The sequence below is a fragment of the Citromicrobium bathyomarinum genome (assembly GCF_021021475.1).
Classification (GTDB): domain Bacteria; phylum Pseudomonadota; class Alphaproteobacteria; order Sphingomonadales; family Sphingomonadaceae; genus Alteriqipengyuania; species Alteriqipengyuania bathyomarina.
In genome coordinates, this window is sequence record NZ_JAINWL010000001.1 from 1,531,894 (window position 1) to 1,553,528 (window position 21,635).

Below are 21,635 nucleotides of genomic sequence, written 5' to 3' on the forward strand. Positions count from 1 at the left end.
GACTCTCCGCCGTCCCCGTCAATCATCCTCGTCCTCGTACCCGACCAGCGCGAGCGCGCGGGCGGGCCGCTGGTGCAGCTGGCACCAGCGCAGCAATGCCTCCTCGCGGCCATGCGTGATCCAGGTTTCCTGCGGATCGACCTCGCGGATCGTGTCGGTCAGCTCGCCCCAGTCGGCATGGTCGGAGATGATCAGCGGCAGCTCGACATTGCGCTGTCGCGCGCGCTGGCGCACCCGCATCCAGCCCGACGCCATCGCGGTGATCGGATCGGGCAGGCGGCGGCTCCACCGGTCGTTCAATGCCGAGGGCGGGCACACGACGATGTGGCCGCGCATGTCGTCCTTATCGTGATCGGAGACGAGCCGCAGCTCGCCCAGATCGACGCCGTGCTCTTCGTACAGGCGGCACATCCGCTCCATCGCCCCGTGGAGATAGATCGGGTCGGCATGCCCCGCCGCGCGCAGCTCTGCGATCACCCGCTGCGCCTTGCCCAGCGCATAGGCACCCACGAGCACGCAGGAATCGGGATGCGCCGCCAGCCGGTCGGTCAGCTTGGCCATCTCGCCTGCGATCGGCGGGTGGGTGAACACCGGCAGGCCGAAGGTCGCCTCGGTGATGAAGATGTCGCAGGGCGTCACTTCGAAGGGCGGGCAGGTCGGGTCCGGACGGCGCTTGTAATCGCCGGTGACGACGATCCGCTCGCCCGCATGTTCGAGCAATATCTGCGCGCTGCCCAGCACGTGTCCTGCGGGAATGTAGGTGACGTCGACGCCGCCCTTCAGCCGGACCGTCTCTCCGTAGCGAACCGGCTCGGCCCGGTGCGGAATCTCGCCCGCGTCGTCCTCGGCCCCGGTGCGGTAGCGCAGCTCCATGATGGCGAGCGTCTCGGGTGTCGCATAAGTGGTGCCATGCCCACCGCGCGCATGGTCCGCATGACCGTGGGTGACCAGCGCATTGTCGACCGGGCGCGAAGGATCGACCCACGCATCGGCGGGCACAACATGGATGCCGTGTGGATGCGGCTGGATCCAGGAGAAGGGAGCTGCGGGCATGCCGGAATAACCTAGGCAGGGGACGCCGCGTTCCCCAAGCGCCGCAATCCCACCCCGCTGCGACTAGCGAGCAAGCTCGCAAGTCTCGCTGCCCCTCCCTTGAGGGAGGGGTTGGGGTGGGTGTTCGACCGTTGAGGCTTAGCTCTCGCTATCCTTCGTGACCCCGCCATCGGCTTCACCCGACGCAGCCTTCTTCTTCGCCGGAGCCTTCTTGCGCTTCGCCTTGGGCGGAGCGGGCGTCAGCTCGAAGTGCGGTTTGCCGTCCTTCAGTGTCACGTTGACCTCGCCGCCGTCGGCCAGCTTGCCGAACAGCAGTTCCTCGGCGAGCGGCTGCTTGATCTTTTCTTGGATCAGGCGGCCCATCGGGCGCGCGCCGTAGAGCCGGTCGTAGCCCTTGTCGCCGAGCCATTTCTTGGCTGCGTCGTCGAACTGGATGTCGACGTTCTGTTCGGCCAGCTGGAGTTCGAGCTGGATGATGAACTTGTCGACCACCCGCGCGATGGTGTCCTTGCCGAGATAGCCGAACGGCACGATCGCATCGAGGCGGTTGCGGAATTCGGGGGTGAACATCTGCTTCACCGCCTCCTCGCTCGCATCCTCCTTGCTTACGTCGCCGAAGCCGATGCCGCTGCGCGCCATGTCCGCCGCGCCGGCATTGGTGGTCATGATCAGCACCACGTTGCGGAAATCGACCGTCTTGCCGTGATGGTCGGTCAGGCGCCCGTTATCCATCACCTGCAGCAGGATGTTGAACAGGTCGGGGTGCGCCTTCTCGATCTCGTCGAGCAGCAGCACGCTGTGCGGATTCTGGTCGACGGCATCGGTCAGCAGCCCGCCCTGGTCGTAACCGACATAGCCCGGAGGTGCGCCGATCAGGCGCGAGACGGAGTGCCGCTCCATATATTCGGACATGTCGAAGCGCTTGAGCTCGATGCCCATGATGCTGGCGAGCTGGCGCGCGACCTCGGTCTTGCCGACGCCGGTGGGGCCGGAGAACAGGAACGAGCCGATCGGCTTGTCCGGATCGCGCAGGCCTGCGCGGCTGAGCTTCATCGCGGTCGAGAGTTTCTTGACCGCCGCGTCCTGCCCGAAGACGACCTGCTTCAAATCGCGTTCGAGGTTTTCGAGCGCGGCCTTGTCGTCCTTGCTCACCGATTTGGGCGGGATGCGCGCCATCGTCGCGATGACCTGTTCGATCTCGCGCGCGGTGATCTTCTTCTTGCGGCGGCTGGGCGGGACCAGCATCTGCATCGCGCCGACCTCGTCGACCACGTCGATCGCCTTGTCGGGCAGCTTGCGGTCGTTGATGTAGCGCGCGCTCAGCTCCACCGCGGTCTTCAGAGCATCGGCGGTGTAGGTCACCTTGTGATGCTGCTCGAACGCGGACTTGAGGCCCTTGAGAATCTTGACCGTATCCTCGATCGTCGGCTCGTTGACGTCGATCTTCTGGAACCGGCGCAGCAGCGCGCGATCCTTTTCGAAGTGGTTGCGGAATTCCTTGTACGTGGTCGACCCGATGCAGCGGATCGCGCCGCTGGACAGCGCGGGCTTGAGCAGGTTCGAGGCATCCATCGCCCCGCCTGAGGTCGCACCCGCACCGATTACCGTGTGGATCTCGTCGATGAAGAGAATCGCGTGCGGCATCTTTTCCAGTTCGGAGACGACCTGCTTCAGCCGTTCCTCGAAATCGCCGCGATAGCGCGTGCCCGCGAGCAATGCTCCCATGTCGAGCGAATAGATCACCGCCTCGTTCAGCACCTCGGGCACGTCGCCCTCGATGATCTTGCGCGCCAGACCTTCGGCAATCGCGGTCTTCCCGACGCCGGGGTCGCCGACATAGAGTGGGTTGTTCTTGCTCCGACGGCACAGGATCTGGATCGTCCGGTCGACTTCGGGGCCACGCCCGATCAGCGGGTCGATCTTGCCACCCTGCGCCTTGGTGTTGAGGTTGACCGTGAACTGGTCGAGCGCGGTTTCCTTCTTGTTGCCCTTGGCCTCTTCCTTCTCCTCGGCCTCGGCCTCGTCGGCACCGCGCGGCGAGCGCGGCTCGATCGCCTGGCCGCCCTTGCCGATGCCGTGGCTGATGAAGCTGACCGCATCGAGCCGGCTCATATCCTGCTGCTGGAGGAAATAGACCGCGTATGAATCGCGTTCGGAGAACAGCGCGACCAGCACGTTGGCACCGGTCACGGTATCCTTGCCCGAAGACTGGACGTGCAGGATCGCGCGCTGGACCACGCGCTGGAAACCGGCGGTCGGCTGCGGTTCGCCCGATTCCTCGGCTTTGAGGGACTGGTATTCCTGGTCGAGATAGGTGCGCACCACGTCGGCCAGCTCGGCGAGGTCGACCCCGCACGCGCCCATCACTTCGGCTGCATCCTCGTCCGCGATCAGCGCGAGCAGCAGGTGTTCGAGCGTGGCGTATTCGTGACGTCGCTCCCGCGCGCCATCGAGCGCGGCGTGGAGGGTCTTTTCGAGATTCTGGGCGAAGCTAGGCATGATGCTCCTGCGGGGTATGGCAGCGCGAAGCTGGGCTGCGGAATGTCACCGAAAATCTGCGCAAGGGGTTTAGCGCAAGGTGAACAGGTTGCCTGAGATATTGGATGCCGCCGGTGCCATGTGAAGGGCGCGGCACGCTCAATTCTCGTTTTTCTTGGCAAACAGCGCCTCGGCGGCACTGCGCTGCTGCGAATAGCGCGTTCGGTGCTGTTCGACCCGCGCGATTTCCAGCTGCAGCATGCGGATACGCTCGTCGAGTTCGAACTGCGACAGGCGCGTCAGATCCTCCGCAGCCAGCTGGCTGGCCGCATCGCTGGCAGGGCGGGGGCCGACGTCTTCTTCCATGACCGTGCCACCTTCCTCCCAGCGTCGCTTGCTGTCAATGCACGCTGAAGCTAGGTGGCGGGCTCGCGACAGACCTGTTGACCGCGATTTTGGGGGGAAATCGATGCCAGCCGTACCCGACACCATGCAAGCGATCGGCTTTGCCGAGCCCGGCGGACCCGAGGTGCTCAGGCTGGAGCAGGACGTGCCGGTGCCCCAGCCCGGGCCGGGCGAGATCCTGCTGAAGGTCGCCTATGCGGGGGTCAACCGTCCCGACTGCATCCAGCGTGCGGGCAATTACCCCGCCCCGCCGGGTGCTTCGCCGATCCTCGGGCTGGAAGCTGCGGGCGAGATCGTCGCGGTGGGCGAGGGCGTCGATCCGGCGCGGCTGGGCGAGCATGTCTGCGCGCTGACGCCGGGCGGTGCCTATGCGCAATATTGCGCAGTGCCCGCCGGCCACACGCTGCCGGTGCCCGACGCGATCACCCTGGCGGAGGCGGCGGCGCTGCCCGAAACCCTGTTCACCGTGTGGCACAATGTCTTCCAGCGCGGAATGGCGCGCGACGGGGAGACGTTGCTGGTCCATGGCGGCACCAGCGGGATCGGCACAATGGCGATCATGCTGGGCAAGGCGTTCGGCCTGAAGGTGATCGTGACCGCGGGCAGCGAGGAAAAGTGCGAGGCCGCGCGGCGTGTGGGTGCCGATCATGCGATCGATTACAAGACCACCGATTTCGTTGAGGCGGTCGGCAATATCACCGGCGGCGAGGGGGTCGATCTGGTGCTCGACATGGTCTCTGGCGACTATGTCGCGCGCAATCTCAAGTGTCTCAAGCCAGGCGGGCGGCACGTGACGATCGCGGTGCTCGGCGGAATGAAGGCCGAGATCAACATGGCGCTGGTCATGTCCAAGCGGCTGGTGCTGACCGGATCGACTTTGCGCCCCCGCTCCGACGCGTTCAAGGCCGCGCTGGGCAGCGAGATCGCGCGCGAGGCGTGGTCGCTGGTCGAAGAGGGCGCGGTGCGCCCGGTGATGGACGAGATTTTCCCGCTGGCCGAAGCGGCCGCGGCACACACGCGGATGGAGGCGGGCGATCACATCGGCAAGATCGTGCTCGCGGTAGACGAAGAACTCTAGGCACGTTCAAAGTCGCCGACTTCATGGCGATATGACGGACAAGGCTGTGGAAATTAGCGGTACTGTAACCGTTCTGTGAGTCGCCTGTAACAATAGCGGTCTACCCCACGCCCAATATACCGCACGGAATACGAGATATTCTTTGCGGGCTTTTGGACGACGAACCTCCCTTCAGAGGGACAACAGGGGCCGCCCACCGCCATGTTCGACCAGACCACGCCCGACGGCTTGCCCAAAGAATTCGCCGCCTTCGCGGGCGGCGCAGGCAACGTCTCCGCCTTTCCCTCGATCGAGCCATCGGTGCCCGAGCCCCAAGACGGCAAGCGCCGCCGTTTCCGCACAATCTGGATCAGCGACGTGCATCTGGGCACCAAGGGCTGCAATGCGGAGATGCTGATCGATTTCCTCGACAGCACCGATTCCGAAACAATGTATCTGGTCGGCGATATCATCGACGGCTGGCGGCTGAAGAAGAAGTTCTACTGGCCCGCCGCGCATAACGACATCGTCTGGCGGATCCTCAAGCGGTCCAAGCGCGGCACGCGGATCGTCTATATTCCGGGCAACCACGACGAGGTCGTGCGGCCGTTTTGCGGGATGAACTTCGGCGATGTCGAAATCCGCCGCGCCGCGTTCCACACCACCGCCGACGGGCGCCGGCTGATGGTTCTGCATGGCGACGAATTCGATACCGTGATGCTCACCCACAGGTGGCTCGCATTCGTGGGCGATACCGCCTACCATCTGATGATGGCGCTGAATCAATGGGTCAACAAGGCCCGCACGGCGCTGGGGATGCCCTACTGGTCGCTGTCGAAGGCGGCCAAGCACAAGGTGAAGAATGCGGTCGAGTTCATCTCGAAATACGAGGAAATCGTGGCCCGCGCCGCCGGAGAGCGCGGGGTCGACGGGGTCGTGTGCGGCCATATCCACACCGCAGAGCACCGCATGTTCGCCCATCACGGGCGCGAGATCGAATACTGGAACGACGGCGACTGGGTCGAAGGGTGCAATGCGCTGGTCGAGCATTTCGACGGGCGGATGGAAATCCTCCACTGGCCGGACGAGATCGCGAAACGCGAAATCGCGCCACCCGCGCATGACGGTGCGGCGGACGACGTGCGGGCGGTCGCCTGATGCTGCTGGTCGAACCGGGGGGCTTGGCTGAGTTGGCCGAACTGCCGCCCAAGTCGATCGCGATCGTCACCGACGCGTGGTATCCGCAGATGAACGGCGTGGTCCGCACGCTGACCACCACCTGCGACATCCTGCGCGCGCACGGGCACCAGGTGGATATGATCACGCCCGATCAGTATCCCTCGCTGCCCTGCCCGACCTATCCCGAAATCCGCCTTGCGCTGACCCTGCCCGGCACCGTGGGCCGGCGGCTGTCGGACCTGCACCCCGATGCGGTGCATATCGCCACCGAAGGCCCGCTGGGGCTGGCCGCGCGGCGATATTGCATGGCCAAGGCGGTGCCGTTCACCACCGCCTATCACACGCAGTTTCCCGACTATATCGCGCGGCGCACCTCGCTGCCCTCGGATGCGTTCTGGCCCTATATCCGCTGGTTCCACCGCCCCGCGCAGCGGGTGATGGTGGCGACCGAGAGCATCCGCGAGGAACTGCGCGCGCAGGGCCTCACCCGGCTGCATCACTGGGGCCGCGGGGTCGATCTGGAGGCCTTCCATCCCGATGTCGGCCCCTGCGAGGATTACGAGGGGCTGGTCCGCCCGATCCAGCTGTATGTCGGCCGGGTCGCGGTCGAGAAGAACATCGAGGCGTTCCTGCGCACCACAAGGCCGGGCACCAAGGTGGTGGTCGGCGACGGGCCGGCCCGCGCCGATCTGGAGGCCCGCTATCCCGAGGCGGTGTTCCTTGGCAAACGCAGCGGAGACGCGCTCGCCCGCTGCTATGCCAATGCCGACGTGTTCGTGTTCCCCAGCAAGACCGATACCTTCGGGCTGGTCATGATCGAGGCACTGGCCTGCGGCACGCCGGTTGCCGCCTTCCCCGTGCCGGGCCCGCGCGACGTGCTGAGCGAGGAAGCGGGCGCGATGCGCGACGATCTCGACGATGCGATCGCCAATGCGCTGCTGCGCGACCGGCAGACCTGCGCCCAGTACGGCGCGCAGTTCAGCTGGGAAAAGGCGACCCTGCAGTTCGTCGCCGGGCTGGAAGAGTTCGATGGAGAAACCCTCACTCCCTGAGCGAGTCCCTGAAATGCCGATCTTCCTTGCCCAAAGGCGGCGCGATCCTTACAATGGCGCTTACGAGGCCGCTCCTGCATGGGGCGGCCCTTTCATTTTCAGGGCTCCGCCAACCGATCGGGGCCGAGCAGTTCAGGATGACCGTCATGGCCGACCAACCCACTCCGCTGATGCCGCACGCGACCGCCACCTGGCTGGTCGACAATACCGGCCTGAGCTTCGAGCAGATCGCCGAATTCTGCGGGCTGCACATCCTCGAAGTGCAGGCGATGGCAGACGATCTGGCGGGTAGCAAATATACCGGGCGCGACCCTGTCTATGCCGGCGAGCTGACCCAGGAAGAGATCGAGCGCGGTCAGGCAGACAGCACCTACAGCCTCAAGATGCAGAAGGCTCCGGCGGAAGTGACCCGGACCAAGGGCCCGCGCTATACCCCCGTGTCCAAGCGGCAGGACAAGCCGGACGGCATCGCCTGGATTCTGCGCAACCACCCAGAGGTGACCGACGCGCAGATCTCCAAGCTGATCGGGACCACCCGCAACACGATCGGTGCGATCCGCGAACGCAGCCACTGGAACATCCAGAACATCCAGCCGAAAGACCCGGTGACGCTGGGCCTTTGCTCGCAGCGCGAGCTCGACGCGGTGGTCAAGGCTGCGGCGAAGAAGGCCGGGCTGGAAAACGCCGTCTCCGACCCCGCGGTCGAAGCCAGCGACAAGGCGCGTCTGATCGAGGAACTGCGCCGCGAACGCGACGATAACGAGAAGGCCGCCGCCGAAGCCGCGCAGGAAGCCGAAGCCGCCGCATGGCTGCAGGCCAAGCGCGCGAGCGAGGAAGAGCAGCTGAGCGGCATGCCGATCGGCACCGCAAGCGAAGCGCCCGCCGAGCCGGAAGCCGAAGCGGCCCCCGCTGAAACCCCGGCTGATACCGAGGATGCCGAGGAGCAGACGGAAGAATAATCCGCCTGCGCTCAAGCAAATACTTGCCGAGCCGCGCGCGCGTCTGCATCATGCTTACATGGATGTAAGCAGCAGCAATTATCACCACCCGCGCCCGTGGGACACGCCCATCAAATCGACCACCATGCCCGCGCTGCTGGCGCGGGCGGTGGCGGCGCACCCTGACCGCACGCTGATCGATTTCCTCGGCCGCAGGCTCAGCTATCAGGCAATGCATGCCGAGGCGCGGCGCTTTGCCGCTGGACTGCAGGCGGCGGGGATCGGGCGCGGCGACCGGGTCGGGCTGTTCCTGCCCAACGTGCCCATCTACCTCTCCGCCTATTACGGCGCGATGCTGGCGGGCGCGACGGTGGTCAATTTCTCGCCGCTCTATTCGGTCGACGAGCTTTCGCATCAGGTGGAGGATTCGGGCACCCGGCTGCTGGTCACGGTCGACGCGAACGCGCTTTACGGCACCGCGCAGGCGGTGCTCGAAGGCTCTTCGCTGGAAACGCTGGTGGTGGGCGAACTCGCCGGCATGCTGCCGACGCTCAAGGCGCTGGGCCTCAAGCTGTTCAAACGTAGCGCGATCGCCAAGCCCGCCTATGGGAAGAGCATCGTGCGCTGGGACGCAATGCTGCCGCGCAGCGAGCCGACCCCGCTCGACATCACGCCCGACGAAATCGCGCTGCTGCAATATACCGGCGGCACCACGGGCCGGCCCAAGGGCGCGATGCTGAGCCACGGCAACCTTGCTGCCAATGCCCAGCAGGTCGATGCGATCGACCCGTTCGAGCGTGACGAGCCGGACATCATCATGGGCGCGCTGCCGCTGTTCCATGTCTTTGCGAACACCTGTGTGCTCAACCGCAGCATCGTGCGCGGGGCAACCATCGCGATGGTGCCGCGGTTCGAAGCGGGCGACGTACTCAAGACGCTCAGTCGCGCAAAAGTGACCGGATTCCCCGGCGTGCCGACCATGTTTCAGGCGCTGCTCGACCATCCCAAGGCGGCGACGACCGACTTCTCCTCGCTCAGAATCAGCATTTCGGGCGGCGCGCCGCTGGCCGATCCGCTGCGCGACAAGTTCGAGACGCTCTCCGGCGTGCGGCTGGTCGAAGGTTATGGCCTGACCGAGAGTTCTGGCGTGGTTTCGACCAATCCCTACCTCGCCACGCGCAAGACGGGCACCATCGGTCAGCCGATTCCGGGCACGAGACTGCTGTTGCTCGACAAGGAGGACGAAACGCAGCTCGCCCCCGAGGGCGAGCCGGGCGAGCTGGCGATCAACGGCCCGCAGATCATGCAGGGTTACTGGAACCTGCCCGAAGCCGACGCCGAGGTGTTCATCGAGCATCAGGGCCGCAAGTGGCTGCGTACCGGCGATGTCGCGCGGATCGATGCGGACGGCTTCATCGAGATCGTCGACCGGATCAAGGACATGATCGCGGTCGGCGGGTTCAAGGTCTTCCCCAGCCAGGTGGAGGACGTGCTCCAGACCCATCCCGCCATTCGCGACGTGCTGGTGATCGGGGTGCCCGACGATTACCACGGTGAGGTTCCGCGCGCCTACGCCACGCTGCAACCCGATCAGGAAGCCCCCACCGCCGAGGCGCTGCGCGACTGGCTCAACACCCGCGTGGGCAAGCACGAGCGGGTCGACCAGGTGGTGATTCGCAAGGAACTGCCGGTGACGATGGTCGGCAAGCTCGACCGAAAGGCGCTGCGGGCCGAAGTGCTTGGCTGATCACGCGGCCTCGTTGCGAGGATACAGCGCATGAAAAAGGGGGCCGTCACGCGATCCGCGTCGGCCCCCTTTTTTCGTAAGATCGGCGATCAGTAGTAGTTGGCGCTCGCGCTGGCACTCTTCTCGTCCGAGCTGTCGTCCGAGGAGAAGGGCGAAATGCCCAGATCGGCGGTGGTCGAACCGCCCGCCGAAGAGGTGCTTTCGCTGCTGCTCTCGCTCTGGGCGCTCGACTGGCTCGAAGACGCACTGGCGGAACCGGCCTCGCGCGGGGCGAAACGGCCCTGGACCGAGGCACCCTGTTCCACCGTCAGCGCTTCGTAATGGACATCGCCGTTGATCGTCGCGCTGCGCAGGATCACCAGCTCACGCGCGTGGATCGATCCGTCGACCCGCCCGGCAAGGCGCGCGCTTTCCGCCTTCACTTCGCCGGCGATCTGGCTGGCCTCGCCCTGCACCAGCGAGGCGCAGTCGATATCGCCTTCGACCGTGCCGTCGATATGCAGTTCGGTCGAGGCCGCGATGTTGCCGGTGATGGTGACGTCGGCGCCGAGCACCGAGAAGCTCCCCGAGGAGGACGACGACTTAGACACCGGCGTCGCCCTGGGTGTCGCTGGCCGTGCGGGTGCGCTGGGCGCCGGAGTTTCGGCGGACTTTTTTGAGAACATCGGGGGCTAACTCCAAGAATGTGCGCGGATTGACTGCTGTGCCGTTCACTCGAACCTCGAAATGCAAGTGCGGGCCGGTCGAACGACCGGTGCTACCGATTGCGCCGATAACCGTACCTGCTTCAACCCGCTGCCCGACCCGCGCCTCAAAACGCGACATGTGGGCGTAACGGGTTAAAAGACCTTGCCCGTGGCTGATTTCGACCACGTTACCATAGCCGCCCTTTCGGCCCACAAATGTCACGGTTCCCCGCGCGGTGGCGAAGATCGGCGCGCCCATCCTGGCCGGGAAGTCCAGCCCGCGGTGCATCGCGGCACGCCCGGTGAAGGGATCGCGGCGATAGCCGTAGGAGGAATTGACCGCCGCCGCCTTGGTCGGTGCGAACTGCGGTACGCCCTGCAGCGTCGCTTCGAGTGTGGCCATGCGCGACAGGCTTGCGCCGAGGCGTTCGAATCGCGGATCGATCTGCTCGTCCTTGCCGAACAGCGCTTCGAGCGGGCCGCCGCGCGCGCTGGTGTCGGCCGAGGCGAGCATCCGGTCCGGATCGAGCCCAAGTTCGCGCAGCGCCCACATCGCGCGGCGCGATCGCTGGTCGGCGTAGCGGGTCAGCCCTTCGACGAAGGCGAGCTGGCGTGATTCGATCCGCGCAAGCGAGGCCGCTTCGGGCACTGCGGCGGAGACCTTCTCGACCAGTTCGTCGGTCTCGTTGGTGCTGTCGGTGACATTGTCGTGCTTGACTGCATCGGGGGGCAGCATCTCGATCATGCCCTCGATGAAGTCCTGCCGCTTCTCCAGATCCTGCGTCACCTCGCCGATATTGGCGCGGTAGGCTTTCAGCCGCTCTTCCGAAGTGGCGACATCCGCCTCGCGCTCCAGCAGCGCGACTCGCTCCACGCTGGAGCGGTATTGCAGCACGCTCATCACGCCCATGCTGCCCACGAAGGCGACCGAGGCGGTCAGCGCCAGTGCGGCGGTGCGTTTCTGAAGTTTCGAACTGATCTTGATGAAACGGACCTGGCCTTGCGAGCGCATGAAAAACTCACGCTCCGGAAACCAGTTTTCCATCCGCTCACGCCACGTGAGCCGGTGCTGCTGTTCGTTGCTCAAGTCGACCCCTACCGTTGTCCCGGTCCCGATTCGGGGGTTAACAGTGGGGTCCGACACGGTCGAATCCCGCGCCGAGTCGTTAGGACGAATGGAACTCTACCTACGATGAACTGTTAAATACCGATGGCGTTAACCATGTTTACGCGGGAACCACTTGCTCATTCGCGGGTTCCGCTGCGCTTGACCGACCGTCCGCCTCCACCATTCCACGCGTCCACCACCGGACGCAGGAGGCGGCGCGTCGGCCTGCTCGGGGGCAGCTTCAACCCGGCGCATGGCGGCCACCGGCGAATCTCGCTGTTCGCGATGGACGCGCTCGGGCTGGACGAGGTGTGGTGGCTGGTCTCGCCCGGCAATCCGCTCAAGCCGAAAGAGGGCATGGCTCCGCTGGCCGCGCGCTATGCCTCTGCAGTGGCGCAGGCGCGCCGCGCGCCGATCCGGGTGACCGCTATCGAGCGCGAGCTGGGCACGCGCTATACGGTCGACACCATCGCAGCGTTGCAGAATCGCTTCTCTGCCCACGAATTCGTGTGGCTGATGGGGTCTGACAATCTGGTGACATTCCACAAGTGGCGGGCGTGGCGCCGGATCGTGTGGAGCGTGCCGATTGCGGTGATCGCCAGACCGGGGTATGAGATGGCAACCGTCGCCAGCCCCGCGGCGGCCATGCTGCGGCGTTTCCGGGTGGATCCGGCGCAGCTCAGGAAACGGGGCGAGTGGAGCGCACCTATTCTGGTGACATTGCGTTTTGATCCCGATGCCCGGTCCGCCACCGCGATTCGCGCTGGCGCGCCAGACTGGGCCGCCGATTATCGTGACGCTGCGCTCCGCGATCAGATTACCCATCGCCCCATCATAGATTTCAGTACCGATCCGGAGCCGGGCAGCGCATGACTCGCATATGCTCCCGGCCATTCCCATATCACTGGAATGACAGGAGTATCGACCTCGCCCATGACCAATGTGCAAGCCGCCATCATGCCCGCCACCAAAGCCCCGAGAGTTTCTGCCATGACTGAAGACAGGTCCGACGCGCTCCACGCGCTGGTGATGCAGCAGCTCGACGACGATCAGGCGCAGGACATCGTCAGCATCGACCTGGCCGGCAAGTCGAGCATGGCCGATCATATGGTGGTCGCCTCCGGCCGGTCGACCCGGCAGGTCGCCTCGATCGCGCAGAAGCTGGCCGAGAAGATCAAGCAGGACGGCTACGGCTCGGTCCGGCTCGAAGGCTTGCCCGCCGCCGACTGGGTGGTGATCGACGCGGGCGACGTGGTGATCCACCTGTTCCGCCCCGAAGTGCGCAGCTTCTACAATATCGAGCGGATGTGGTCCTTTGGCGAGAACGGCCAGATCGCTGCCGGGGGCAATGCCTGATCCGGGCTGCTGAGCGCGCATGCTTCTCCATATTGTTGCGCGCGGCAAGATCGGGCGTTCGCCTGAGGCCGAGCTGGTCGACCGCTATCTGACACGGATCGCGTGGGACACTAAACTGACCGAACTGCCCGACACCGGCGGCAAGATCCCGCCGACCAAGGATCCGCACCGCACCGTCGCGCTCGACGAGAAAGGGCGCGATCTTTCCTCCGAACAGCTCGCCGAAATCCTCGGCCAGTGGCGCGATGGCGGGATTCGCGAGACGCGTTTCCTGATCGGCGCCGCCGACGGGCATAGCGAGGCACAGCGCGAGGAAGCGGACCTGCTGCTCGCCTTCGGCAGTGCGACCTGGCCGCACCTGCTGGCGCGCGCAATGCTGGCCGAACAGCTCTACCGCGCGACGAGCATTCTTGCAGGACATCCCTATCATCGGGCAGGGTAGCACGCGTGCTACACCGCCTCGCCCTGCTTGCCGCGCCGATTGCCGCAATCGCGCTGGTCGTCGCCGCACCGCAGGTGCGTGGGCAGGGCATCGAGGCTTACGATAATGCGGACGCGGTGCGCGCCGCGATCGAGCGGGCGCAGCAGGCGTCGCAGCGCGCTGCTCAGCGCGCCCGGTCTCTCGAAGCTGCTGCGGCCGAGGCGGAGCAGGAGGCAGCGAAGGTCGCGCGCCAGTCCGCCGCGCTTGCCGCGCGAATTCAGGAAACCGAGGCGCAGATCGCGGTGGCGCAGGGCCGCCTGTCGCTGATCGCGCGCCAGCAGCGCGCGCTCGATGCACGGCTGGCCGAGCGACGCGAACCGCTGATCCGGCTGACCGGCGCGTTGCAGAACGTCTCGCGCAGGCCGCTGGTGCTGTCGGTGTTCCGCCCCGGCTCGATCCGCGACAGCATGTACCTGCGCGCGGTTCTGGAGACGACCATCCCCGAAGTGCGCGGGCGCACCGCCGCGCTGCGCGGAGAGATCGACCGCAGCCGCGCGCTGCGTGATCGGGCCGAAACCCTGCTCGCCAAGCTGGCCGAGGAAGAGGGGCACCTCGCGCTGCGCCGCAAGCAGCTGGCCGAGATCGAGACCCGCAAGCGGCTCGCCGCGCGCCGCCGGGGCGGGGAGGCCGACCGGCAGGAAGAGCGCGCGCTCGCCTTCGCCGAACAGGCGCGTGATCTGGACGGGCTGGTGGCGCGGATAGATGCCGCAGGCACATTGCGTGAGGAGCTGGCCGCGCTACCCGGCCCGGTGATGCGCCCGTCCGACCCGGGTCGTGCGCGCACGCGCGCCATACCGATGCCCGCACCGACGCGCGAGCAGGTCCGCTCGCCCGCAGGCCTGCGGCTGCCGGTCGACGGGCGCACGCTGCGCGGATTCGGATCGGTCGATGGCTCGGGCGTGCGCAGCGACGGCATCCTGCTGCGCGCAGGCGGCGGGGCGCAGGTCGTCACCCCCGCACCGGGCCGGGTCGCCTTCGCCGGGCCGTTTCGCGGCTATGGCCGGATCGTTATCGTCGAACATCCGGGCGGCTGGACCAGCCTCGTCACCGGGCTTGCGCGCACCGACGTGACCGTGGGTGAGCAGCTGGGCGAAGGCGCATCGCTGGGGGTCGCCCCGTCTGCGGGCGGTCCGATCGGGTTCGAACTGCGGCTGGGCGGGCGCCCGGCGAACCCTCTCGACCACCTGTCGAACTGAGCTTGCCCCCTCTCGGCCACGCCCCAAGTGCATCTGGCGTTAATGGCTTGCTCCCTATAAACGGGGGCGAATGTCCGGAAGGCTTGAGACTATGAAACTGCCCGTCGTCGCCCGTTCGCTCGCTCTGGTCACCGCCGTGGCGATGATTCCCATCGCCACCGCCGGCATGGCCCAGGTCGACAGCCGCGTGGCGCCCGAGTTCGCCAAGCTGTTCGCCACCTATCAGCGCATTCAGGCGAGCTATGTCGACGAGGTCGATGACGAGAAGCTGATTCGCGGCGCGATCGACGGGATGCTCGCCAGCCTCGATCCGCATTCGGCCTATCTCGACGGCAGCGATCTGGAGCGGCTCGAAACGCTGATCGACGGCAATTATTCCGGCCTCGGCCTGTCGGTCGTGATGGAAGACGGCGCGGTCAAGGTGATCAGCCCGTTCCGCGGCAGCCCCGCGGAAAAGGCCGGGATCAAGGCGGGCGACTTCATCACCCACCTCGATGGCAAGCTGATCTACGGCGGCGATCTGGACGAGGCGGTGCAGCAGATGCGCGGCCCCGCCGGCACCTCGATCAATCTGACGATCTTCCGCCCCGGCAGCGATGAGCCGATCGAAACCAGCGTGACGCGCGGCGTGATCGAGCTGGAGCCGGTCACCTACGAGGTGAAGGACGGCAAGATCGGGGTCATCACCGTCAACGAGTTCTCACGCGATGTCGGCGCGGACGTGTTTGCGGCGTGGAACGATATCCAGCGCGAGGCGGGCGGCCGGGTCAACGGCCTGGTGCTCGACCTGCGCTCCAACCCTGGCGGTTCGCTGGACGAGGCGATCGCGCTGTCGGACCTGTTCCTCGACGAGGGGCGGATCGTCTCGCAGCGCGGCCGTGCGCGGGGCGAATCGATGTCGTTCGATGCGGAAACGGTCTATCGCGGGCAGATCGCGGCAGATGTTCCGCTGATCGTGCTGATCGACGCGGGCTCCGCCTCGGCAAGCGAGATCGTCGCGGGCGCGCTGCAGGATCACCGCCGCGCGCTGATCATGGGCGAACGCAGCTTCGGCAAGGGCAGCGTGCAGTCGCTGGTCCCGCTGGGGCCGGACGCCGCGCTCAAGCTGACCACCGCGCGTTACTACACGCCGTCGGGCCATTCGGTGCAGGAAGGCGGGATCAAGCCCGACATCCGCGTGCCGCAGCTGTCCGATCCGGACATGGAGCGGCGCCGCAAGTACCAGCTGCGCGAAAGCGACCTGCGCGGTCACCTGATCAACGAGGCCGATCTGAAGGACGACGATCTGGAGAACGATATCCGCCAGGATCCGCGCTTCACCCAGACCGCCGCCGAGCTGGAAGAGCAGGGGATCGAGGATTTCCAGCTCGACTATGCGCTCAAGACGCTGCGCCGGACCACGCCCAGCTCGGTCGCGCTGCGCAAGTAGTCCGGGCGATACAGGCATGATCGACACGCCCGCCGCGCGCACCGCCCGCTGGATCGTCCTGCTCGTCCCCGCGCTGCTGCTGGGCGGGGCCTATGTCAGCCAGTACGTCTTCGGCCTGTACCCGTGCGAAATGTGCTGGTGGCAGCGTTACCCGCACTTCGCCGCGCTGGCGCTGGCGCTGCTCGCCTTCATCGCCCCTCCCCAGCGGGTCTGGATCGCCCTCGCGGCGCTGGCGATCATCGCCTCGGGCCTGATCGGGCTGTTTCATGCAGGGGTGGAATATCACTGGTGGCAGGGGATCACCGGCTGCGCGGCGATCCCCTCGTCCAGCGAAGGGGGCAACGCGCTCGACGCGATCATGAACACGCCGCTGGTGCGCTGCGACGAGGCGGCGTGGCGACTGTTCGGAATCTCGCTGGCGGGTTACAACTTTCTTATATCGAGTGCGGCGGGCATCGCCGCGATTTCGCTGCTGGCGAAGAAGGGCAAGCGCGCATGAAAGACCATATCCACCGGATGATCCGAGTCGATCAGGCAGGCGAGTTCGGCGCAACGCGCATCTATGCCGGGCAGCTGGCGGTGATGGGCGATCGCGGCCCGCATTCCGGCGAGATCGCCGCGATGGCGCGGCAGGAAGACGAACATCACGATGCCTTCAACGCTCTGATGGCCGAGCGGGGCGTGCGCCCGACCGCGCTGCACCCGTTCTGGTCCGTCGCAGGCTATGCGCTGGGCGCGGCGACCGCGCTGATCGGGCCCAAGGCTGCGATGGCCTGCACCGCCGCTGTCGAGACCGAGATCGACCTGCATTATTCCAAACAGCTCGACGAGCTGAAGGATGCCGACGAAGATCCCGAACTGCAGGGCATGATCGAACAGTTTCGCGAGGAAGAGCGTGAGCATCACGATGCCGCGATCGCTGCTGGGGCAGAGGAAACCCCCGGCTATCCGCTGCTCTCTGCCGCGATCCGGCTGGGCTGCCGCGCGGCGATCCGCCTGTCCGAGCGGGTGTGATGCGCGGGAACCGCCCCTCGCGCTCGCTCGCTTCAGTCACAGTTCAGCCATCCGGCGCGCTTATGCAGTGCGCCCACAGACCATCCCATTCCTTGCCGCAGAGGCCTGCCATGAAAATCTTCGCAACCGCCGCCATCGCCAGCCTGATCGCCCTTGGCGCAGGCGCGCCCGCCGCCGCACAGGACGAGGCCGGGGACAAGGTCAGCATGGTCATCGCCTATGGCGACGATGAGGTCGACTGCCCGGAAGATACGATCTGCGTCGTCGCGCGGATGGACGAGAGCGAACGCTTCCGCATCCCCGAAAACCTGCGCTACAGCAACGATCCGGCCAATACGGCCTGGGCCAAGCGGGTCGAGAGCTTCGAATATGTCGGCAAGTTCGGCGCGATGAGCTGCTCGCCCTCGGGCGCGGCGGGCTTCACCGGCTGCACCCAGAAGATGATCGACGCCGCTTACGAAGCGCGCGAGGGCGGGTCTGCTGCGCGGTTCAGCCAGCTGATCGCCGAGGCGCGGGCCGAGAGGCTTTCGACCATCGATGAAGATGCCGCTGCCGAGCAGGAGCGGGTCGAACAGATCGAGCGCGAATATATGGAGCGGATCGAGCGCGAGCGGGAGGCCGAAGTCGCTGCAGAGGCGCTGCCGCAACCCGCAGCGAAGCAGCCTGACGGCTCGGGCGACGAGTAAGGCGCTCGAACGGCGTTAACGCGCCGTCTCGGCTTGTTAACCGATTTTGCGTAAGCGGGCGACATGGCCCGCACGAACACCACCGCGCCGCTCAAGATTGCGATCGTCTTCGGCACCCGGCCGGAGGCGATCAAGCTCTTCCCGCTGATCCACCTGCTGCGCGAAGACCCGCGCTTTGCGCCGGTGGTCGTCTCTACCGGGCAGCACCGCGCAATGCTCGATCAGGTGCTCGATATCGCGCAGGTCGTGCCCGATCACGATCTCGCGGTGATGCGCGCGGACCAGAGCCTCGACGCGCTGACCGGACGGCTTCTGACCGGAATCGGCGAAACGCTCGATGCCGAGGTGCCCGACTGGGTGGTGGTGCAGGGCGATACCGCCAGCGCGATGTGCGGCGCGCTTGCCGCGTTCTACCGCAAGATCCCGATCTGCCATGTCGAGGCGGGCCTGCGCAGCGGCGACATCCACCATCCCTGGCCCGAAGAGGTCAACCGCAAGGTGATCGGCACGATGGCCGCGCTTCACTGCGCGCCCACGCAGACCGCCGCCGACGCGCTGCGACGCGAGAATATCGACCCCGCGAACATTCACGTCACCGGTAACACGGTGATCGACGCGCTCCACTGGGTGCTCGGCGCGATCGAGCGGAAACCCGCTCTCGCGGCGGATCTGCACACGGCGGCACAGCGCTTTGCAGGCAAGCGGATCATCGGCGTCACCACCCACCGGCGCGAGAATTTCGGCGAGGGGATGCGCGCGGTTGCCCGGGCGATCCGCGCGATCGCGGAGCGGGACGATACCGCCGTGCTGTTCCCCGTCCACCTCAACCCCAATGTCCGCGCGACCATGCATGACGAGTTGTCCGGGCTGGACAATGTCGCGCTGCTCGAGCCGCTCGACTATCCCAATTTCGCCGCCTTGATGCAGGCGAGCACGCTGATGCTGACCGACAGCGGCGGGGTGCAGGAAGAAGCGCCCGCGCTGGGCAAGCCGGTGCTGGTGATGCGCGCTACGACCGAGCGGCCCGAAGGGGTCGAGGCAGGCACAGCGAAGCTGGTCGGCACCGATCCCGAAGCGATCCAGCGTGAGGTGTTTCGCCTGCTCGACGACGAGGCTGCCTACGCCGCGATGGCGCAGGCGCACAATCCGTTCGGCGATGGCCACTCATCGCAGCGGATCGCGCAGCTGATGGCCCAGCACTGACGGCGCTCGGCGTGCCTAGTCGATCCCGTGATAGGCCTTGAACCAGCTGACGAAGCGCGGGAAGCCTTCGTCGGCGCTGGTCTGGGGCTGGAAACCATGGTCACGCACGATCGCATCGATATCTGCAAAGGTGCGCGGCACGTCGCCTTTCTGCATCGGCAGCAGCTCGACCTGGGCCTTGCGACCACACGCCGCCTCGATGATCCCGATCACCCGCATCAGTTCTTCTGACCGGTTATTGCCGATATTGTAGAGCGCGTGCGGTGCCACGCTGCCGCCCGGCTTGGTCGCTCCGTCGTCGCCCGGCGGGCCGTCGAGGCAGGCGACGATGCCGCGCACGATATCGTCCACATAGGTGAAATCGCGGCTCATCTCGCCATTGTTGAAGACCGGGATCGGTTCGCCCTTGAGGATCTTTTGCGTGAATATCCACGGCATCATGTCGGGCCGCCCCCACGGGCCGTAGACCGTGAAGAACCTGAGCCCGGTCTGCGGCAGGCGATAGAGATGGGCGTAGCTTTCGCTCATCAACTCGTCCGCCTTCTTGGTCGCGGCGTAGAGCGAGTAGGGGTGATCGACCCGGTCCTCGACCGCGAAAGGCACCTTCTCGTTCCCGCCATAGACCGAGCTCGAGCTGGCATAGACCAGGTGGTCGACGCCCCGGGTCCGTCCCAGCTCCAGCATGTTGAGATGGCCGGTGATGTTGGCATGCGCATAGGCACGCGGGTTTTCGAGCGAATAGCGCACGCCCGGCTGCGCGCCGAGATGGACGATCCGGTCGAAGCCGTGCTGGTCCAGTGCGCGCGCCAGCGCCTCATGATCGCCGAAGTCGCATTCGATGAAGCGAAACGCCTCGTCCGCCGCGGCCGCCACCCGTGCGAGCCGGTCACGCTTCAGAGAGACAGCGTAATAGGGGTTGAGATTGTCGATCCCGATCACGCGGTCGCCGCGCGCCACCAGTGCCTCGGCCAGCGCTGCACCGATGAAGCCTGCCGCTCCGGTAACCAGAATGTTCACGCAGGTCTCCTTGCTCGCGCATGCCCCTAGCACCGGGGCCGTTACCATAAATTTTACCCGCGCCATGCAAAAGCGATGCGGAAGACTAGGCCACAGGGGCACGCAGACGCATGACCAACGACACACCCACGGTTGCCGTGGTCGGGCTCGGCTATATCGGCTTGCCCACCGCTGCAATCATCGCGCGCACCGGATGCGCGGTCACCGGCGTCGATGTCTCGCCCGAAGTGGTCGAAACGATCAACCGCGGCGCGATCCATATCGAGGAAGTCGATCTGGACGGGCTGGTCCAGGCGGTGGTCTCGCGCGGGACGCTGTGTGCCTCTACCCAGATGCCGCGCGCCGATGTCTATGTCATCGCGGTGCCTACCCCGTTCGAGAAGGATGGCGAGCATACGCCCGATACCGGCTACGTAATGGCCGCTGCCGACGCGATCGCGCCGGTTCTGGATGCGGGCGCGCTGGTGATCTGCGAAAGCACCTGTCCGGTCGGCACGACCGATGCGGTGCGCGACCGTCTGGCCGCGCTGCGCCCCGACCTTGCGATGCCGGGGCTGGCCGCGGGCACGCCCGATATCGCGATCGCCTATTGCCCGGAGCGGGTGCTGCCGGGCCGCATTCTGGAAGAACTGGTCCATAATGATCGCTCGGTCGGCGGCGTCACGCCGCGCTGTGCACGCAAGGCGATCGCCTTCTACAAGCGCTTCGTGCGCGGGGAATGCATCGCCACGGACGCACGCTCGGCAGAGATGACCAAGCTGGTCGAAAACGCGTTTCGCGACGTCAACATCGCCTTTGCCAACGAATTGTCGATGATCGCCGACAAGCAGGGGCTGGACGTGTGGGAGGTGATCCGCCTCGCCAACCGCCACCCGCGGGTCAACGTTCTCCAGCCCGGGCCCGGTGTCGGCGGCCACTGTATCGCGGTCGACCCGTGGTTCATCGTCCACGGCGCACCCGAAGACGCCCGCGTCATCCGCACCGCGCGTGAGGTCAATGATGCCAAGATGCAGCACGTGCTGGAGCGCGCGAGTGCGCTGATCGAAGAGAACCCGCGTGTGCCGGTCGCGTGCCTTGGGCTCGCGTTCAAGGCGAATATCGACGATTTTCGGGAAAGCCCCGCGCGCTTCATCGCCGCGCGGCTGGCGCGCACATTCGGCTCGCGAATCAATATCGTGGAGCCGTTTGCGCGCGAACTGCCGATCGAATTCGGGGAAACCGGCGCGAAGCTTGTCGACATCGACACCGCGCTGGAAACCTGCGGCATCCTGATCGTGCTGGTCGACCACGACCTGTTCCGCTCGATCCCGGCGGAAGAGCGCGCCCACGCGTTGGTTTACGATACGCGCGGTATCTGGGCGGCGGATACGCCTGCACCGGGCCGGGCGACTCCGCTACGCCTGGCAAGCTGAAGATGTGAAGCGGCCGGCGTGACTCAGGTCTTGGCCTTGCCGCCCTTCTCCTCATCTTCTTTGCCGTATGAGTATCCATATTCGTAGCCGTAGGAATATCCGTAAGCGGATTTCTTGGCTTCGAACTTGGTGAGGAGG

Annotated in this window: 21 protein-coding genes; 15 read left to right on the top strand and 6 right to left on the bottom strand. The window is 66.1% G+C overall.

Translation table 11 applies throughout. From position 1 onward, the window contains the following. Positions 1-18: 18 nt before the first annotated feature. The 3 genes from K7H93_RS07735 to K7H93_RS07745 form a co-directional block, all read right to left on the bottom strand. Positions 19-1,053, bottom strand: a complete 1,035-nt coding sequence (locus tag K7H93_RS07735) for a ligase-associated DNA damage response exonuclease (protein ID WP_230783118.1) — start codon at positions 1,051-1,053, stop codon at positions 19-21. A 138-nt stretch (positions 1,054-1,191) separates the two neighbouring features. Next, on the bottom strand, positions 1,192-3,552 hold the full coding sequence (clpA, locus tag K7H93_RS07740) for an ATP-dependent Clp protease ATP-binding subunit ClpA (protein WP_230783119.1): 2,361 nt from the start codon (positions 3,550-3,552) through the stop codon (positions 1,192-1,194). 138 nt (positions 3,553-3,690) lie between these two features. Beyond that, positions 3,691-3,897, bottom strand: coding sequence for a DUF1192 domain-containing protein (locus K7H93_RS07745; RefSeq protein WP_010239464.1), 207 nt, complete (start codon positions 3,895-3,897; stop codon positions 3,691-3,693). A gap of 124 nt (positions 3,898-4,021) precedes the next feature. Here K7H93_RS07745 and K7H93_RS07750 point away from each other — a divergent pair, with 124 nt between their 5' ends. From K7H93_RS07750 to K7H93_RS07770, 5 genes are all read left to right on the top strand, one after another. Further along, a complete protein-coding gene (locus K7H93_RS07750) occupies positions 4,022-5,014 on the top strand; it encodes an NAD(P)H-quinone oxidoreductase (RefSeq protein WP_226663369.1) in 993 nt (330 codons plus the stop codon). Positions 5,015-5,215: 201 nt separating this feature from the next. Next, positions 5,216-6,151: a UDP-2,3-diacylglucosamine diphosphatase gene (locus K7H93_RS07755; protein ID WP_230783120.1), complete on the top strand. Its 936-nt coding sequence runs from the start codon at positions 5,216-5,218 to the stop codon at positions 6,149-6,151. Continuing rightward, entirely contained in the window at positions 6,151-7,224 is a 1,074-nt protein-coding gene (locus K7H93_RS07760) for a glycosyltransferase family 4 protein (protein WP_230783121.1), read from the top strand. The genes K7H93_RS07755 and K7H93_RS07760 overlap by 1 nt, the downstream gene beginning before the upstream one ends. A gap of 146 nt (positions 7,225-7,370) precedes the next feature. Then, the gene (locus tag K7H93_RS07765; RefSeq protein ID WP_230783122.1) at positions 7,371-8,183 is read left to right on the top strand and encodes a DUF1013 domain-containing protein; all 813 of its coding nucleotides are present in this window, start codon (positions 7,371-7,373) and stop codon (positions 8,181-8,183) included. A gap of 58 nt (positions 8,184-8,241) precedes the next feature. Continuing rightward, positions 8,242-9,909 (top strand): long-chain-fatty-acid--CoA ligase, encoded by a 1,668-nt coding sequence (locus K7H93_RS07770; protein ID WP_230783123.1) that lies wholly within the window; start codon positions 8,242-8,244, stop codon positions 9,907-9,909. Positions 9,910-9,998: 89 nt separating this feature from the next. Here K7H93_RS07770 and K7H93_RS16075 read toward each other — a convergent pair whose 3' ends face one another. Further along, positions 9,999-10,463: a bactofilin family protein gene (locus K7H93_RS16075; protein WP_338080289.1), complete on the bottom strand. Its 465-nt coding sequence runs from the start codon at positions 10,461-10,463 to the stop codon at positions 9,999-10,001. A gap of 28 nt (positions 10,464-10,491) precedes the next feature. After that, positions 10,492-11,640 carry a M23 family metallopeptidase gene (locus K7H93_RS07780; RefSeq protein WP_226663370.1) on the bottom strand — a complete coding sequence of 383 codons (1,149 nt, stop codon included), beginning with the start codon at positions 11,638-11,640 and terminating at the stop codon, positions 10,492-10,494. A 222-nt stretch (positions 11,641-11,862) separates the two neighbouring features. Between K7H93_RS07780 and K7H93_RS07785 the strand changes: the two genes are divergently transcribed. From K7H93_RS07785 to wecB, 9 genes are all read left to right on the top strand, one after another. Continuing rightward, a complete protein-coding gene (locus K7H93_RS07785; protein ID WP_230783124.1) occupies positions 11,863-12,576 on the top strand; it encodes a nicotinate-nucleotide adenylyltransferase in 714 nt (237 codons plus the stop codon). 117 nt (positions 12,577-12,693) lie between these two features. Further along, complete coding sequence (gene rsfS / locus K7H93_RS07790; protein WP_156313729.1) at positions 12,694-13,059, top strand: ribosome silencing factor; 366 nt, start codon at positions 12,694-12,696, stop codon at positions 13,057-13,059. Positions 13,060-13,078: 19 nt separating this feature from the next. Continuing rightward, positions 13,079-13,501 (top strand): 23S rRNA (pseudouridine(1915)-N(3))-methyltransferase RlmH, encoded by a 423-nt coding sequence (locus K7H93_RS07795; RefSeq protein WP_054523139.1) that lies wholly within the window; start codon positions 13,079-13,081, stop codon positions 13,499-13,501. 5 nt (positions 13,502-13,506) lie between these two features. Beyond that, positions 13,507-14,736 carry a murein hydrolase activator EnvC family protein gene (locus K7H93_RS07800; protein ID WP_230783125.1) on the top strand — a complete coding sequence of 410 codons (1,230 nt, stop codon included), beginning with the start codon at positions 13,507-13,509 and terminating at the stop codon, positions 14,734-14,736. A 91-nt stretch (positions 14,737-14,827) separates the two neighbouring features. Next, a complete protein-coding gene (locus K7H93_RS07805) occupies positions 14,828-16,165 on the top strand; it encodes a S41 family peptidase (protein WP_230783126.1) in 1,338 nt (445 codons plus the stop codon). Positions 16,166-16,181: 16 nt separating this feature from the next. Further along, positions 16,182-16,664, top strand: a complete 483-nt coding sequence (locus K7H93_RS07810; protein WP_230783127.1) for a disulfide bond formation protein B — start codon at positions 16,182-16,184, stop codon at positions 16,662-16,664. Further along, entirely contained in the window at positions 16,661-17,179 is a 519-nt protein-coding gene (locus K7H93_RS07815; protein ID WP_230783128.1) for a demethoxyubiquinone hydroxylase family protein, read from the top strand. The genes K7H93_RS07810 and K7H93_RS07815 overlap by 4 nt, the downstream gene beginning before the upstream one ends. A gap of 110 nt (positions 17,180-17,289) precedes the next feature. Further along, entirely contained in the window at positions 17,290-17,865 is a 576-nt protein-coding gene (locus tag K7H93_RS07820; RefSeq protein WP_230783129.1) for a hypothetical protein, read from the top strand. Positions 17,866-17,928: 63 nt separating this feature from the next. Then, a complete protein-coding gene (gene wecB / locus K7H93_RS07825) occupies positions 17,929-19,068 on the top strand; it encodes a non-hydrolyzing UDP-N-acetylglucosamine 2-epimerase (RefSeq protein WP_230783130.1) in 1,140 nt (379 codons plus the stop codon). Between the two features lie 15 nt (positions 19,069-19,083). Here wecB and K7H93_RS07830 read toward each other — a convergent pair whose 3' ends face one another. Further along, positions 19,084-20,085, bottom strand: a complete 1,002-nt coding sequence (locus K7H93_RS07830; RefSeq protein ID WP_230783131.1) for an NAD-dependent epimerase/dehydratase family protein — start codon at positions 20,083-20,085, stop codon at positions 19,084-19,086. A gap of 110 nt (positions 20,086-20,195) precedes the next feature. Between K7H93_RS07830 and wecC the strand changes: the two genes are divergently transcribed. Next, on the top strand, positions 20,196-21,497 hold the full coding sequence (gene wecC, locus K7H93_RS07835) for a UDP-N-acetyl-D-mannosamine dehydrogenase (protein WP_010239414.1): 1,302 nt from the start codon (positions 20,196-20,198) through the stop codon (positions 21,495-21,497). The last annotated feature ends 138 nt before the right edge of the window (positions 21,498-21,635 follow it).

What these genes read in the sequence shown, in the direction of transcription:
- K7H93_RS07795 (WP_054523139.1), top strand. Translation starts at nt 13,079, where the DNA reads ATGCTTCTCCATATTGTTGCGCGCGGCAAGATCGGGCGTTCGCCTGAG.
- K7H93_RS07735 (WP_230783118.1), bottom strand. Translation starts at nt 1,053, where the DNA reads ATGCCCGCAGCTCCCTTCTCCTGGATCCAGCCGCATCCACACGGCATC.
- K7H93_RS07770 (WP_230783123.1), top strand. Translation starts at nt 8,242, where the DNA reads ATGGATGTAAGCAGCAGCAATTATCACCACCCGCGCCCGTGGGACACG.
- wecC (WP_010239414.1), top strand. Translation starts at nt 20,196, where the DNA reads ATGACCAACGACACACCCACGGTTGCCGTGGTCGGGCTCGGCTATATC.
- K7H93_RS07755 (WP_230783120.1), top strand. Translation starts at nt 5,216, where the DNA reads ATGTTCGACCAGACCACGCCCGACGGCTTGCCCAAAGAATTCGCCGCC.
- K7H93_RS07815 (WP_230783128.1), top strand. Translation starts at nt 16,661, where the DNA reads ATGAAAGACCATATCCACCGGATGATCCGAGTCGATCAGGCAGGCGAG.
- K7H93_RS07820 (WP_230783129.1), top strand. Translation starts at nt 17,290, where the DNA reads ATGAAAATCTTCGCAACCGCCGCCATCGCCAGCCTGATCGCCCTTGGC.
- clpA (WP_230783119.1), bottom strand. Translation starts at nt 3,552, where the DNA reads ATGCCTAGCTTCGCCCAGAATCTCGAAAAGACCCTCCACGCCGCGCTC.
- K7H93_RS07805 (WP_230783126.1), top strand. Translation starts at nt 14,828, where the DNA reads ATGAAACTGCCCGTCGTCGCCCGTTCGCTCGCTCTGGTCACCGCCGTG.
- wecB (WP_230783130.1), top strand. Translation starts at nt 17,929, where the DNA reads ATGGCCCGCACGAACACCACCGCGCCGCTCAAGATTGCGATCGTCTTC.
- K7H93_RS07780 (WP_226663370.1), bottom strand. Translation starts at nt 11,640, where the DNA reads ATGGAAAACTGGTTTCCGGAGCGTGAGTTTTTCATGCGCTCGCAAGGC.
- K7H93_RS07765 (WP_230783122.1), top strand. Translation starts at nt 7,371, where the DNA reads ATGGCCGACCAACCCACTCCGCTGATGCCGCACGCGACCGCCACCTGG.
- K7H93_RS07760 (WP_230783121.1), top strand. Translation starts at nt 6,151, where the DNA reads ATGCTGCTGGTCGAACCGGGGGGCTTGGCTGAGTTGGCCGAACTGCCG.
- K7H93_RS07745 (WP_010239464.1), bottom strand. Translation starts at nt 3,897, where the DNA reads ATGGAAGAAGACGTCGGCCCCCGCCCTGCCAGCGATGCGGCCAGCCAG.
- K7H93_RS07750 (WP_226663369.1), top strand. Translation starts at nt 4,022, where the DNA reads ATGCAAGCGATCGGCTTTGCCGAGCCCGGCGGACCCGAGGTGCTCAGG.
- rsfS (WP_156313729.1), top strand. Translation starts at nt 12,694, where the DNA reads ATGACTGAAGACAGGTCCGACGCGCTCCACGCGCTGGTGATGCAGCAG.
- K7H93_RS07810 (WP_230783127.1), top strand. Translation starts at nt 16,182, where the DNA reads ATGATCGACACGCCCGCCGCGCGCACCGCCCGCTGGATCGTCCTGCTC.